Annotated in this window: 13 protein-coding genes; 8 read left to right on the top strand and 5 right to left on the bottom strand. The window is 54.9% G+C overall.

Going from position 1 to position 14,605, the window contains the following annotated elements; all coding sequences use genetic code 11:
* Positions 1–76 precede the first annotated feature (76 nt).
* From EV681_RS20180 to EV681_RS20210, 7 genes are all read left to right on the top strand, one after another.
* Positions 77–622 carry a MarR family winged helix-turn-helix transcriptional regulator gene (locus EV681_RS20180; RefSeq protein ID WP_128396361.1) on the top strand — a complete coding sequence of 182 codons (546 nt, stop codon included), beginning with the start codon at positions 77–79 and terminating at the stop codon, positions 620–622.
* Positions 619–1,185, top strand: coding sequence for a diaminobutyrate acetyltransferase (gene ectA / locus EV681_RS20185; protein WP_130304989.1), 567 nt, complete (start codon positions 619–621; stop codon positions 1,183–1,185). Before EV681_RS20180 ends, ectA begins: the two co-directional genes overlap by 4 nt.
* 77 nt (positions 1,186–1,262) lie before the next feature.
* Entirely contained in the window at positions 1,263–2,561 is a 1,299-nt protein-coding gene (gene ectB / locus EV681_RS20190) for a diaminobutyrate--2-oxoglutarate transaminase (RefSeq protein WP_128396296.1), read from the top strand.
* A gap of 5 nt (positions 2,562–2,566) precedes the next feature.
* Positions 2,567–2,965, top strand: coding sequence for an ectoine synthase (locus EV681_RS20195; protein WP_130304991.1), 399 nt, complete (start codon positions 2,567–2,569; stop codon positions 2,963–2,965).
* A gap of 25 nt (positions 2,966–2,990) precedes the next feature.
* The gene (gene thpD, locus EV681_RS20200) at positions 2,991–3,908 is read left to right on the top strand and encodes an ectoine hydroxylase (protein WP_130304993.1); all 918 of its coding nucleotides are present in this window, start codon (positions 2,991–2,993) and stop codon (positions 3,906–3,908) included.
* A gap of 349 nt (positions 3,909–4,257) precedes the next feature.
* On the top strand, positions 4,258–4,515 hold the full coding sequence (locus EV681_RS20205) for a hypothetical protein (protein WP_128396299.1): 258 nt from the start codon (positions 4,258–4,260) through the stop codon (positions 4,513–4,515).
* Entirely contained in the window at positions 4,512–5,138 is a 627-nt protein-coding gene (locus EV681_RS20210) for an ATPase (protein ID WP_128396300.1), read from the top strand. Before EV681_RS20205 ends, EV681_RS20210 begins: the two co-directional genes overlap by 4 nt.
* On the opposite strand, the gene EV681_RS20215 is transcribed toward EV681_RS20210, so the two are convergent.
* The 5 genes from EV681_RS20215 to EV681_RS20235 form a co-directional block, all read right to left on the bottom strand.
* Positions 5,123–5,953: an IclR family transcriptional regulator gene (locus EV681_RS20215; RefSeq protein ID WP_130304995.1), complete on the bottom strand. Its 831-nt coding sequence runs from the start codon at positions 5,951–5,953 to the stop codon at positions 5,123–5,125. The genes EV681_RS20210 and EV681_RS20215 overlap by 16 nt on opposite strands.
* A 165-nt stretch (positions 5,954–6,118) precedes the next feature.
* Positions 6,119–8,458 (bottom strand): cytochrome P450/oxidoreductase, encoded by a 2,340-nt coding sequence (locus EV681_RS20220; RefSeq protein ID WP_130304997.1) that lies wholly within the window; start codon positions 8,456–8,458, stop codon positions 6,119–6,121.
* Between the two features lie 13 nt (positions 8,459–8,471).
* Positions 8,472–9,452: a Bug family tripartite tricarboxylate transporter substrate binding protein gene (locus EV681_RS20225; RefSeq protein ID WP_130304998.1), complete on the bottom strand. Its 981-nt coding sequence runs from the start codon at positions 9,450–9,452 to the stop codon at positions 8,472–8,474.
* 512 nt (positions 9,453–9,964) lie between these two features.
* A complete protein-coding gene (locus EV681_RS20230) occupies positions 9,965–10,822 on the bottom strand; it encodes an aldo/keto reductase (RefSeq protein WP_128396304.1) in 858 nt (285 codons plus the stop codon).
* Positions 10,823–11,137: 315 nt separating this feature from the next.
* On the bottom strand, positions 11,138–13,978 hold the full coding sequence (locus EV681_RS20235) for a valine--tRNA ligase (RefSeq protein ID WP_130305000.1): 2,841 nt from the start codon (positions 13,976–13,978) through the stop codon (positions 11,138–11,140).
* Between the two features lie 182 nt (positions 13,979–14,160).
* On the opposite strand from EV681_RS20235, the gene ndk reads away from it, so the two are divergent.
* Positions 14,161–14,568 carry a nucleoside-diphosphate kinase gene (gene ndk / locus EV681_RS20240; protein ID WP_128396306.1) on the top strand — a complete coding sequence of 136 codons (408 nt, stop codon included), beginning with the start codon at positions 14,161–14,163 and terminating at the stop codon, positions 14,566–14,568.
* Positions 14,569–14,605 lie beyond the last annotated feature (37 nt).

Here is a 14,605-nt window from a genome sequence, read left to right on the forward strand (position 1 = left end):
GACAGCAATCATTCGATCGCATATGATTAGGACTGAAATGATTTTTAAGGGAAGCGATTTCTCTATAAATTTAATTATGAGTAAAACAATTAATATGCAAACTCAATATGACATTCGTATCCTTAGCGCGCTGCGCCGTATAACCCGGGCTATCGCCGTGCACTCACGGCAACTTGCCGCCTACAGCAACGTCACTGCACCGCAGCTGATCTGCCTGGGCGCCATCGTTGAAAACGGGCCCATTACGGCTACCGCCATCAGCCGCAAAATCCACGTCAGTCCCAGCACCGTCGTTGGTATTCTTGACCGTCTGGAAGACAAAGGCTGGATTCGTCGCGAGCGCGGCAAGGAAGATCGCCGCATTGTATTTATCACTGCGACCGAAGCCGGCATTGAATTGGTCAGGGCAACGCCATCGCCCATTCAGACCAAGCTGACAGATGCGCTGAAGGATCTGCCAGAAACAGAACAGGCCGCCATTACGACGTCGTTAGAAAAAATTGTCATGCTCATGGAGGCACACAGCGTTGTGGCACATGAGGTTTCCAATGAACCGGCATCTCCTATCCTGGATGTTCCAGTGACGGATGCCCAACACCCAGAATCCGGAATTTTAATTTGATTGATACGGCCCTCACCACATCTCAAACGCATTCGCAACACGCTCATGCGGCAGGGGCAGCGCAGAACACCGCGCACCTGCTCAGAGCACCTGCCAGGGCCGATGGTTATGACATCTGGCAATTGGTCTCCCAGTGCCAGCCATTGGATTTAAATTCGGTATACAGCTATCTGCTGCTGTGTGAGCATTTTGACAATACCTGCGTTCTCGCGCAGGCCAATGAGCAAATCGATGGATTTGTCTCAGCCTATCAGCCTCCTGATAAGGCCGACGTATTGTTTATCTGGCAGGTCGCCGTCCACGAGCGTGGGCGCGGCCATGGACTGGGTCAGCGAATGCTGCAAAGTCTGCTGGAAAGGCCAAACCTGGCGCATATTCGATACCTTGAAACAACGGTGGGTCCGGACAACGCCGCATCTCGTCGCATGTTCGCCGCCGTCGCTCGCAACATGGGCGCCGGCATCGAAGAAAGCCCGCTATTTGAACCAGAATTATTCGGGCCGCAAGCGCATGACGACGAACGTCTTTTGAAGATTGGGCCGCTTAGGCCAACGCCGGGCTGAGTTCACCAGGGCGTGCCCGGCGTCCGAATGCCTTTAACAGGCATTGTCTTTTAATATTTAATCAAATAGGAAAAATCATGGATTTAGAAATTTTCGACCGCATGGAGTCTGAAGTACGTGGTTACGTACGTTCATTCCCCGTCATATTCAATCAGGCCAAAGGCTCTGTACTGACTGACGAATCAGGAAAAGAATACATCGATTTTTTCAGTGGTGCAGGTACCTTGAATTACGGGCATAACAATCCGATTCTCAAGAAAAAGCTAATTGAATATTTGAATACCGACGGCGTGGTGCATGGCTTGGATATGGCCACATCGGCGAAAAAATATTTTATGGAGACTTTTGAGCGCGTGTTGTTGATCCCGCGCAAAATGAATTACACGCTGCAGTTTACCGGTCCAACCGGCACCAATGCTGTAGAGGCGGCACTCAAACTGGCGCGCCAGGTCAAGGGTCGCTCCAACGTTGTGTCGTTTACTCATGGTTTTCATGGTGTGAGCGGCGGCTCGCTGGCTGTTACCGCCAACGAAAAGTTCCGGGATGCTGCCGGCGTCTCGCTGCATAACACTGCCTTTATGCCTTTTGACGGCTATATCGGCCCCGACGTAGACACCATCGCGTATTTCGAACGCATGCTGGAAGATCCCAGCAGCGGCCTGGACTTGCCGGCAGCTGTTATTGTAGAGACGGTTCAGGGAGAGGGCGGTGTGAATGTAGCCAGTTGGCGCTGGATTCGTGAACTGGAAAAGCTGTGCCGCAAGTTCGACATGCTGCTGATCGTGGATGATATCCAGGTCGGTTGTGGCCGTACCGGCAGCTTTTTCAGCTTTGAAGCAGCTGGCATCAAGCCCGACATTATCACGCTGTCCAAGTCGCTGTCCGGCTTTGGTCTGCCAATGTCACTTGTGTTAATGAAGCCTGAACTGGACGTGTGGAAGCCCGGCCAACATAGCGGTACGTTCCGTGGCAATAACCTGGCCTTTGTTACAGCGGCCCAGGCGCTGGATAGCTACTGGACTGATGATCGCTTCCAGAACGAAACGCGCCGCAAGGAGCGCATTGTGCGCGACTGGCTTGAAAACATTGTGCACAGCTTCCCAGAGGCCGGCTTCAGTGTGCGTGGCCGTGGCCTGATCCAGGGACTGGTCTGCGATGACAAGCCCGAGCTAGCAAATAAAATTGCCCAACAGGCTTTTGCACACGGGCTGGTCATTGAAACCTCGGGCGCCCAGGACGAAGTCCTGAAGATTTTGCCGGCGCTTACTATCGAGGATGCGCAATTGACGCAGGGCCTGGAGCTGATTGAACGCAGCGTCGCAGAAGTGCTCAAGCAGGAAGGCAAGAAATCCAAAGTTCTCAAATTCGGAGCGTAAGAAATATGATAGTTAGAAATGTGAAAGATGTTATTGGTACCGATCTCGAAGTTAAAACCGACACCTGGCTCAGCCGCCGCGTGTTGCTGGCCAAGGATGGCATGGGATTTTCCTTTCATGAGACTGTGATATTTCCCGGCACGGAAACCCATATTCACTACCAGAATCACTTGGAAGCGGTGTGGTGCGTGGAAGGGGACGGCGAGATCGAAACCATAGCCGACGGCAAGAAATACGCACTGGGCCCGGGCGTAGTCTATGCCCTGAATGAGAATGATGAGCATTGGCTGCGCGGTGGGAAAGAGCCGCTACGTGTAATCTGCGTCTTCAATCCCCCGGTAACCGGTCTTGAAGTTCATGACGAAGACGGTGTTTATCCGGCAATGACCGAGGAAACCGCCTGAACTGTAAATAGATAAGGAGTACAAGATGGTCGTAACCGACATTTATGAATCACGTACCAGCGGCACAGCCGCAATTATCGCCAGACAGGAACCCGTGGTATATGGTGACGGCAAGGTTGCCGACGCGCTGTCTGCCGAGCAGATCGCTGCCTACGAACGGGACGGGTTTTTGGTGTTGGACAGCCTGTTTAGTGAGCAGGAAGTCAAGGTGTTGATGGACGAAGTGCTAGCGATGACCAACAACAGCAAGATTGCCTCGAGCGAGGAAGCGATTACCGAACCTGGCAGCAACGCTGTCCGTTCGATTTTCAAGGTGCATGCCTTGAATAAGGTGATTGATCGGCTTTCACGCGATCCTCGCCTGATTCATGTTGCACGCCAGATACTGGGTTCGGAAGTGTACCTGCATCAGTCGCGGGCCAACCTTAAGCCTGGCTTCAAGGGCAAGGAGTTCTACTGGCATTCCGACTTCGAAACCTGGCATACGGAAGATGGCATGCCGCATATGCGCGCGTTAAGTTGCTCGGTATTGCTGACTGACAACAATGAATGCAACGGCCCGCTCATGGTCGTTCCGGGCTCCCATCGGCAGTTTATTTCCTGCCGGGGCGTTACACCCGACGAGAACTACAAAAAATCGCTGAAGGCACAGGAATATGGTGTGCCGGATCCGTTGAGCCTGGAGTTGCTGGCAGAGCAGGGCGGCATCAAAGCCATCACCGGCAAAGCAGGCTCGGTGGTATTTTTCGATTGCAATACCATGCACGGTTCTAACGGCAATATTTCGCCATGGCCACGTGCCAACGTATTCATGGTGTATAACAGCGTTGAAAATACGCTTAATGCACCGAAATATGGGCTGGCGCCGCGTCCTGAATACATCGCGACGCGGGCATTCGAAGGCGCGCTGGAACCGCTGGACGCATTGCAGGAAGTCGCCTGATGTCCAATACGGAACGCATTTGCTACGGTTGAACGCGTTGCCTATTGAACATGGTTGCGCCTGCATGCGCAAGCCAACATTGTTGTAGGAAAATGAGCATCTGAATGGCCCCGGTTTTTTTACCGGGGCCATTTTTTATTGGCCTGCTAGCTGCTGTGAAATGATGGGATATGGCGTCCCGGCCTGAAATGGCTGTTATTTTTTGCAGATTGCATATAATCAGTCGATAGGGTGGGAAATGAGACCCACCTGGTCGATATTGGGCGATGCTTTCGTGCAGTGCCATGGAGTATGCCTTTGTTGTAATGCAAAGATGAAGGCGACACGCTACTGTGCGGTGAGGTTAAGTATGGAAATGAAGCTGGAAAATCTGGAAGCCATGACAGACGTGGAAGAAAAGGTGTTCTGGAGAATGTTTGATGTCAGGATCGTGCGCGATGATGGCGCCGCTGCGCGCGCACACCTGCAGGCCGGCCGCCCGGTTTATTATCGCGAAGACAATACGCCGCCAGGCCTGATCATTAAGGAATTTCCTGACGGGCGACGCCAGTTCGTGCGTTTTGTCGATGGAGTCGAACAAACGGTCGGCGATACTGCAGCGGCATGAGTGCACCAAAACTCTGGGTCGTAGCCGGTCCCAATGGGGCAGGCAAAACAACGCTGACGCGTTTGCATCTGACGGGCCATCTGCCGGTTGTCAATCCGGACGATATTGCCGCGCAGCTTGATATCGAAAACCGCAATAGCGCACAGGTGCAAATGCGCGCCGGCAGGCTGGCTTTGCTGGCGCGAGACAAGCTGCTGGCCAGCGGACGCAGCTTTGCAATAGAAACAACGCTTAGCGGCAACTCAGAACTTGACCTGATGCATCGTGCCCGTCTTGCGGGCTATCAGGTCATCCTGGCTTTTGTTGGTGTGGATGACGTGGGGCTGCTTATTGCGCGGGTCAAATCTCGTGTTGCCGACGGTGGTCACGCGGTTCCGCTGGAAGCGATAGAGCGGCGTTACGGGCGCAGTATGGATAATCTGGGATTTGCGCTGCAGCTTGCTGACCGGGCCTGGGTGTTCGAGAACAAGCGTAAAAGAGGGCGCCGAACTCTGCTTATCCGCGAGGCCGATCGGTTGAAATATGTCAGCAAATCATTGCCGATGTGGGCCAAACGGGCGATCCCCACCGCGCTGCGTAAACGGACCCGTCTACTGAAGAAAAAAAGTCAGGCTATGTTGTAGCCCAGTTGCTGGCTGATGAGTTGCGCTTGTTGACGAACGCAAACGGCGATGGGCCCGTTCAGCGACGTGTCAAAGCCGCCGCTGGCGCCCAGGGCGGTAAGCACTGCAGTAAGTTGTCCGGCGTAGTTAAATACCGGGGCAGCTACGGCGCTGATGCCTTTCAGGTTGGTATCCCTGACACACACACATTCAAATCGGCTTATTTCATCCTGCAATTGCGTCACCAGGGTATCAAATGGTGCGGGCGGGTCCTGAGTTTCGCCCAGGGTATCAAATTCCTGCCGGGCCAATGCGCGAACGGCGGGTTCGTCGTGCAGCCCGAGAAAGACTCTGCCGGTGGCCGACCACAAAAAAGACAGTACTGAGCCCACTCTTACGTTCACGGTGACTGGCAGGCTGGGTTCTTCCATGCGCACGATGGTCGGGCCTTTATTGCCCATGACGGCAATAAAACTGGTGATGCCCAGGTGCTCGCGCAGATGTATCAGGGCGGGCTCCGCGATCCTGATGGGATCGGCCTGTCGCATGGCGGCCAGGCCAATCAGCATAGATTCCAAACCGAGCGTGTACTGTTGTGTATTGGCGTTCTGTGTAACCAGCCCGCCGTCAATCAGGCTTACCAGATAGCGATGGACTTTGGCAGGGTTTTCATCCAGATGCGCAGCCAGGGTGGTAAGGCTGGCGCCTCCGCCCAGGCCTGCCAGCCCTTTGAGTACCGCGACCACGGTGTCGGCTGCCTGTACACTTTGTCTTCTTTCGCGGCTGCGCGCGGGTGTTGCGGCAGTAAGATTGTCTGGGGCGCTCAAGGCGTTCATTTGATGGTTAGACCGGTAGTAAACATGGCCGGTATTATAGATGACGAAAAAAGGACAGGATCGGCCTGAGAGGCATCTTCGCCCGGAACCAGGTAGCAAGGTTGGCAAGGCAGGCAAGCGCAATGGTGGTAATCGTTCATGACCCGACCCTTTATATGCTGACTGTCATAGATCCAGGACGATGCGTTTGTCTTTGGCACGGGAGCAGCAACTCATCATTTTGTTGCCTGCCGCACGCTCGGTGCGCGTGAGTACGACATCCCGGTGATCCGGCTGACCGCTCACTACATTGACTTCGCAGGACCCGCAAAGGCCTTCTTCGCAATCGCTCTGGATGTCGATATTGGCGGCGCGCAAGGCCTGCAGCAGCGTCTGGTCTGCCGCAACGGTAACGGTAATGCCCGACTGCTTCAATTGAGCTTCGAAGGCGTGTTCCCTGGTCGGGTCCAGTTTGCCCAGGGTTGAATGAAAGTGTTCGATATGCAATGCGTCGTTGGGCCAGTTTTCACAGATTCTCTGCAGGCAGTCGGTCAGGCGCTGCGGCCCACAGGCATAGATCTGTGTATCGGCGTCTGGTGTAGCCAGCAGGCTGGCAAAGTCTGCGCGCCGGGCTTCATCGGCAGCATAGACATGCAGTCGCTCGCCATGATCCTGCAAGGAGGCCAGCAGTGCCATGCTCTTGCGGCTGCGACCGCAATAGTGGATCTGGTAATCAATCCCGCGGTTTTTGGCCGCCCGCGCCATGGCGCTGATGGGGGTAATGCCGATTCCGCCGGCTATGAAGATGGCCTTTTTGGCCTGTTCATCGAAATGGAAGTGATTGCGCGGCCCACGAATATGCAAAGGGATGCCGCCACGGACATGCTGATGCACCCATGCCGAGCCGCCGCGACCGGCATCTTCGCGCAATACGGCAATATCCAGAACCTGTGGATTTGCCGGGTCGCCGCAAAGAGAATATTGTCGCGAGATGCCCAGGTTGCCGCACACCAGGTCAATATGGGATCCTGGCGTCCAGCGCGGCAGGGTCTGGCCATCGGCCGCAGCCAGGCGGATTCGCATGATATCGTCGGTGAGCATCTCGGTTTCCTGAACTACAACCTGACGCGATAGCGAATGGGTGGAAGGCTCGCCAAGCCGTATCAGATGCTGTCTGCCCAATATGGCGGGGTTATGGCGTTCCGGATTGGCTGCAGGATCCCAGTGCACCCATAAATGTTCCGGCCCACGGAATGAAGTGTTGGGTACATAGGTAAATGTCTGCTCCGACAATTTCAAATGAGGCAGGCGCAGGGTGAGTTCTTCAAGAAATATCTGCATCTCCATTCGCGCCAGATTCTTGCCCATGCATTGATGCGAGCCATAGCCGAATGTGAGCTGGTCGCTGGCATTTTCGCGCCGGATGTCCAGCAGATCGGCATCAGCAAAATGACGTTCGTCATGATTGGCCGATGAGCTGACAATCAGCAATTTTGAACCTGCCGCAATCTGGATTCCACCGATCTGCACATCGCGCGTTGCGAGTCTGCGCCATGCCGCGACCGAGCCATTATGACGCAGGCATTCTTCCACTGCGTTCGGAATCAGGTTTGGATCCTCACAGATTTCCTGCCAGACATGGGGGTGCGATAGCAGCAACTTGATGGCATTGGCAGAGGCGTTGGCGGTGGTTTCATGCGCAGCCACAATGCCGGCCATCATCATGGAATGCAGGTAGGAGTCAGGCACCACCTCCGGATGCAATTGCTGCATGCGAATGCCGTATTGCATCCAGCCGGGCTGCTCTGGGTTCTTGCGCATCTTTTGCAGAATCTTGCCGGCCAACTGCCAGAAGTTGCCTACGGCATGGGCGACGGCAACTTGTTCTTCCGGCTTTGGGCGGCCCCAGGTATTAACGGTATGCGCGATGGAATACTTGCGCAAGGTGTCCATGTCTTCTTCGGGAACACCAAGAAAATGCAGGGCGACGGTCAACGGCACTTCCCACAGCATCTGTTCGACCAGGTCTGCCTTGCCATCGTTAATAAAGCGATCAACATATTGGCGGGTGAGCTGGCGCACCATGGGTTCGTGATGCTTTAATGCGTCGATGGTAAACGGTTCCATGAGCAGGCGCCGCCGCGGCATGTGCGCCGGCTCGTCTTCATTGACCAGGGTGCGGCTCATGCCGTAATTGTAGGACTCCAGCACGGCATTGGCTTCTGGGCCGGTGGGTGTGATTTTTTCAAGTGCAATAGAGGGGCTGAAGGTGATGTTGTCACGGAATATCTGTTTGATATCCTCGTACCGGGTCACCACCCAGTATCCAAGTTTGGGACTGAAGAATACCGGTTCCTGTTCGCGCGACCATTTCACATACTCTGGCGGGTCCTGTTGGTAGGCATCTTCGAAGGGATCGAACTGCGCAGCGCGCTCGCTTACCGGGCAGCCCGGGGCCGCATTGGTGTGTGCGCCGGAATAAGGGCATTGCGCCTGCGTTGACTGCGAAGTGGGTTGGGTATTCATGATGTATCTCGGATCAGTCCAGAGTAATGTTCAAGTCTTTGATCAGTTTGTGCCAGCGAGTGCGTTCGTCCTCAAGCAGCTTGCTGTATTGCTCGGGTGTATCACCCACCGGTTCGATGCCGAACTCGATCAGCTTTTTGTGTGTCGCCGGCTTGTTCAGGGCAGCAACAACGCTCTTATTGAGGCTGGCAAGAATGTCTGCAGGGGTCTTTGCCGGCGCCACCATCCCAACCAGCGCGGCCGCTTCCACATTGGGATAACCGGATTCGGCAAAGGTGGGCACGTCAGGCAGTTGCGGCAAACGTTTGGCGCTGGCCACGGCCAGTGGACGTATTTTTTTGCCTTTCAGAAAACCGGCGCCCGCCGCCAGATCAACCATCATGGCCTGCACCTGGCCGCCGGCAAGATCTGTGAGCGAAGGGGCCGCGCCGCGATAGGGTACATGGGTCATTTTCAGGCCAGCTTCTGTCTGAAACAGCTCCATGGCCAGATGATGTGGGCTGCCGGCGCCTGCCGAACCATAGTTGATGCTGCCGTTGCTGCTTTTAACGTGCTCGACAAAGTCTTTCAGGTTTTTGATATTGCTGGCCGGATTGACTACCAGAATCATGGGGAACCGTCCGAGCAGGGTAACCGGCGCCAGATCCGTGACCGGATCATAGGAAAGTTTTTTGTACAGCGCTGAATTAAAGACCATGGTGCCGTTGTCAGCCGACAGCACGGTGTAGCCGTCGGCAGCGGAACGCGCCGTGTCGCTGGCCGCTATGGCGGTGTTGCCGCCGGGCTTATTGTCGATCACGACAGACTGTTTGATATCTTCCGACAGGCTTTGGCCGATAGTGCGGGCCAGGAAATCCGAACCACCGCCAGCGGGATAAGGCACGATCCAGCGTATCGGTTTGTCGGGGAATGACTGCGCCAGGGCAGGGGCCATGCCCAGGCTGCCGGCGACAATGGCCAGCGTACAGGATGTCAGGTAGGTGCGAATGCGCATGTTGTCTCCGTTATTGATATAGGTGCTGCGTGGGCGCTACTTTATTGCGTAAATAATATACGCAATGCGTAATGAATACAACACAAATGAAATAAGGGTTTGCCCATGGCAACTGTGATTACAGTATCTGTGGCGGTCTGGCGCGACTTGCACGGCGCCGGGCAATGTTTGCCGCCTGCCGACTGGCAAATGCAGCGCTCGCTGACGGTGTAATTATTTAATAGGGTGTCTGTGCTTTAGCGGTCAGCTCGTGATCGCGGTGTTCAGTGGCAGGCACGGGGGCGTCCCGGCGCAGACAGCCATGGCCAGGGAATGACGTAGTGCTGACAGGGCCATCAATGGCCGCGCTGGCTGGGTATCGGTGCGGGCCAAAACAGCAGTGGCCGCCCTGATCACCTGGGTGAAAAAGGGCGGCCACTGCTGGAGACGCTTGTTGGCGCCGCTTTCATTTCTTCTAGCGGCTTTTTACCTATGATTAGTGATATACGTAGTTATATGGATCGTTGCATGTATCAATCGGGAATGGGCATACTCATGAGCTTGGCGATCCATTCCGGATCCTTGGGGTCACCGGCGCTGCGCTGGTTGGTATCCAGGGCATTGATGGCCGCCATCTGTTCTTCGTTTAACTCGAAATCGTATATCTGGAAGTTGCTCTCTACACGGCTTGGTTTGCTTGAGCGTGGAATGGCCAGTGAGCCGCGCTGCAAGTGCCAACGCAGAATGACCTGGCCAACATCCTTGCCGTGGGACTTGGCGATTTCCTGAAGAACAGGATTGGTCAGCAGCGTAGCGTCGCCCCGTCCAAGCGGCGACCAGGCTTCAAGCAGAATGTCCTGTTCGTTCATATACTTGAGTAGCTCACGCTGCTGAAACAGGGGATGTGTTTCCACCTGGTTCAATACCGGCTTGCTGTTGGAACTGGCTGCCAGTGCCTGCAGATGGTCGATTTCAAAGTTGCATACGCCGATGGCTTTGGTCAGGCCTTCGTCCTGCAGTTTTTCCAACGCCTTCCAGCTTTCCCTGAAGCCTTCGACCGGCCAGTGCAACAGATACAGGTCAACATATTCAAGGCCCAGCTTTTTGAGTGATTTATCAAAGGCGCGCAGGGTTTGCTCGTAGCCGAAATCCGTTACCCAGACTTTCGTGGTCAGATGGTAGTGTTCACGTTTTAATCCCGATTCGGCCAGCGCCTTTCCAACAAAGGCTTCGTTCATATAACGGGCTGCCGTATCAATGACGCGATAACCGGTTTTGATGGCCTGGGTAACTGCGGGCACACAGATTTCTTCCTTGTCCAGTTCCCATGTTCCAAAGCCCAGCGAGGGGATGGTCTGGCCATTATTCAGCGTAAACGTTTTCAATGACATGTGTAATTCCTTGTCTGGCAAATTGGTTAAAAGGGTAGTGTACGTATGGTGAGCCTCATTACAGTTACCATACCAAAAACAAACGTCAGTTGTCTGACAATTGCATCGTGCCGAAAATATTCTGTGAAATCTGCTGTCGGATAATGGGGGCGATTTTCAGGCCTTGCTTAGCACCGGCCGATATGTGGATGATGAAATCGTGGCGCGGCCCGTTGACGAGCAGCAGTGCTGGGTCAGCATAACGCGCCAGCACCGGATATGTCGGGCGAAAAAAGGCTGACCCGAACTCCTAAAAAGGACGGATCAGCCAGACGGTTACTGCAGCCTTGCCTGCTGTCCGCGAATGCCTTCAAGGCGTTCGGTAAACTGGGCCAGGCGCTCTTTTTCCTGTTCAATGACATGACCCGGCGCACGTGCGACAAAGCCTTCGTTGGACAGTTTGCCTTGTGCCTTGGCAATTTCGCCTTCCAGGCGCTGGGCTTCTTTGGCTAGGCGAGCCAGTTCAGCTTCCTTGTCAATTTGCACGTTGAGCATCAACCGGGTGTTGTCCAGAATCTGAACGGGCGCACCCAGATCGGGCAGCAGATCAACAACCTGTACCTCGCTCAGTTTGGCCAACGCCATCAGGTAAGGAGTATTGCGGTTGAGCATTTGGGCGTCGCCTTCGGCGAACAGGGGTACTTTCTGGGCCGGCGACAGGCTCATTTCTCCGCGCAGCGCACGAATGGCCTCTACCTGCGCCTTGAGTGTGGCGACCTGTGTTTCGGCAGCCTCGTCAATTAGCTCGCTGTTGGCAAGAGGATAGGGCTGAACGCTGATGCTGGCTGTCGTGCCCGCTGGCTTTTTGCCAGCCACCGGCGCCACTTTCTGCCACAGCGCTTCTGTGATAAACGGAATGATGGGATGGGCCATGCGCAAGATGGCTTCCAGCACCCGAATCAGCGTGCGGCGCGTGCCGTTTTGCTGCGCCTGGTTGCCATGCTGGATCTGAACCTTGGCCAGCTCAACGTACCAATCGCAGTATTCGTCCCAGACGAACCGGTATATTGCATTTGCAATCATGTCGAAGCGATATTCATGAAACCCTTTCTGTATATCTTCAAGGGTTTGCTGCAGGCGACTGGTAATCCAGCGGTCGGCAAAGGAAAGCTCGTTGTCGTCCTGATTGACTGCTTCGGCGTCCGGCACGTTCATGAGCACAAAGCGGCTGGCATTCCATAGCTTGTTGCAGAAGTTGCGATAGCCTTCACAGCGCTTTAAGTCAAAGTTCATGTTTCTGCCCAGCGTCGCATAGGCAGCCATGGTAAAGCGCAATGCATCGGCGCCGTAAGGTGCAATACCGTCCGGAAATGCCTTGCGGGTATCCTTTTCAATCTTGCCTGCCTGTTTCGGGTTCATCAGGCCCGAGGTGCGCTTGGCGACCAGCGTGTCCAGATCAACGCCGTCGATCAGGTCGACCGGGTCGAGCGTGTTGCCCTTGGATTTACTCATCTTCTGGCCGTAGGCGTCCAGAATCAGCCCGTGCATATAGACATGACGGAACGGTACCTGGCCGGTCAGGTGCATGCTCATCATGATCATGCGGGCCACCCAGAAAAAGATGATGTCAAAGCCGGTGACCAGCACATTCGAAGGCATATAGCGTTTGAAGTCGGCGGTCTCGGCCGGCCAGCCCATGGTTGTAAAGGGTACCAGGGCCGATGAAAACCAGGTGTCCAGCACGTCGTCGTCGCGGCGCAGCGGCCCTGTCACGCCGGCTTTCTTTGCTTTGGTCTGCGCTTCTTGCTCGGTGCGGGCCACAAAAATCTGGCCGTCTTCTGCGTACCAGGCCGGAATCTGGTGACCCCACCACAATTGCCGGGAAATACACCAGTCCTGGATGTTTTCCAGCCACTGGTTATAGGTATTGCTCCAGTTTTCCGGAAAAAAGCGCACTTCACCGTCGCGCACTACGTCGAGCGCCACCTGGGTAATGCTTTTGCCCGGGTTGTACGTGCCTTCCGGAGCTGGCTTGCTCATTGCCACAAACCACTGATCGGTCAGCATGGGTTCAATGACCGATTTGGTCCGGTCGCCCCGCGGTACCATGAGTTTGTGCGGCTTGATGCTCTCCAGAAGCGATTGTGCCTCGAGCTCTGCAACAATTTGCTTGCGGGCTTCGAAGCGGTCCAGGCCCTGGAAGCGGGCGGGGGCGTCTTCGCTGATTTTTGCGTCCAGCGTCAGGATGCTGATCATATCCAGCTGATGGCGCTGGCCCACGGCATAGTCATTGAAATCGTGGGCGGGGGTTACCTTGACCACGCCGGTGCCGAATTCGCGATCGACATAATCGTCGGCAATCACCGGGATGTCGCGATCGCACAGGGGCAGACGCACTGACTTGCCAACCAGGTGGCTATAGCGTTCGTCTTCAGGGTGAACCATGACGGCAACATCGCCCAGCATGGTTTCGGGGCGGGTGGTGGCCACGACCAGATAGTCCAGTCCGTCTACCGGTTCGGTAAGCGGATAGCGGATATGCCAGAGAAAGCCATCTTCTTCCTGGCTTTCGACTTCCAGATCAGAAACGGCCGTGCCCAGGACCGGATCCCAGTTAACCAGCCGTTTGCCGCGGTAGATGAGGCCTTGTTCGTACAGACGGACAAAGGTTTCTACCACGCCAAGGGACATCTGGCTGTCCATGGTGAAATATTCCCGTGGCCAGTCTGCCGACGCGCCCAGGCGTCGCACCTGAGCGGTGATCGTATTGCCCGATTGTTCTTTCCATTGCCAGACCCGCTCTACGAAAGCCTCCCGACCCAGGTCGTGGCGGGTGATTTTCTGGGCATCCAACTGGCGTTCAACGACAATTTGCGTGGCAATGCCGGCATGATCGGTGCCAGGCACCAGGACGGTGTCGCAGCCCAGCATCCGGTGGTAACGGGTCAGGCCATCCATGATCGTATGATTGAAGGCGTGCCCCATATGCAGTGTGCCTGTGACATTGGGGGGCGGAAACTGGATGGTATAGGGTTCGCCACTTTCCGGTGCGTCTGTGGAGGTGTGGCGGCCGGCCCGAAAGACGCCCATGCGTTCCCACTCATGGAGCCAGGTGCGTTCAAGCTCCTTGGGTTCAAAACTTTTGGGCAATTCGTCTGTGGCAGGTGTTTGAGTCATAGTATCAACAGTGGATGGGCCGGCAGTTTATGGCCGTCAGGCCCAAAGGGTCAGCAAAATGGTGAGTCTTTATCGAAAACCCTTATTTTAAGGTGTAGCGCCCTAATTTTGCATGTTAAAATGCCGAGTTAGTTAAAACTTCGCAGAAGTAACTGTTTTCATTGAATATTTGGAGTAATTAAATGGCTGTTGAACGTACGCTCTCTATCATCAAACCCGATGCTGTTGCCAAAAATGTAATTGGCCAAATCATTTCCCGCTTCGAAAACGCCGGCCTCAAAGTGGTTGAAGCTCGCATGCAGCAACTGAGCCAGGCCGAAGCCGAAGGCTTTTACGCCGTTCACAAAGAGCGTCCTTTTTTCAACGATCTGGTCAAGTTCATGATTTCCGGCCCCGTCTTTATTCAGGTTCTGGAAGGTGAAAACGCCGTCGCCAAAAACCGTGAACTGATGGGCGCTACAGATCCCAAGAAAGCCGACGCCGGTACCATCCGCGCCGACTTCGCCGACAGCATCGACGCCAACGCTGTACATGGCTCCGACGCCGCTGACACAGCAGCCAACGAAATTGCTTACTTCTTCAAGAAGTAATAGGCTCGCTGAAAACGTGCTCCATTTTCCGCAAAAG

The sequence above is a fragment of the Advenella incenata genome (assembly GCF_004217095.1).
GTDB classification, from domain to species: Bacteria; Pseudomonadota; Gammaproteobacteria; order Burkholderiales; family Burkholderiaceae_B; genus Advenella; species Advenella incenata.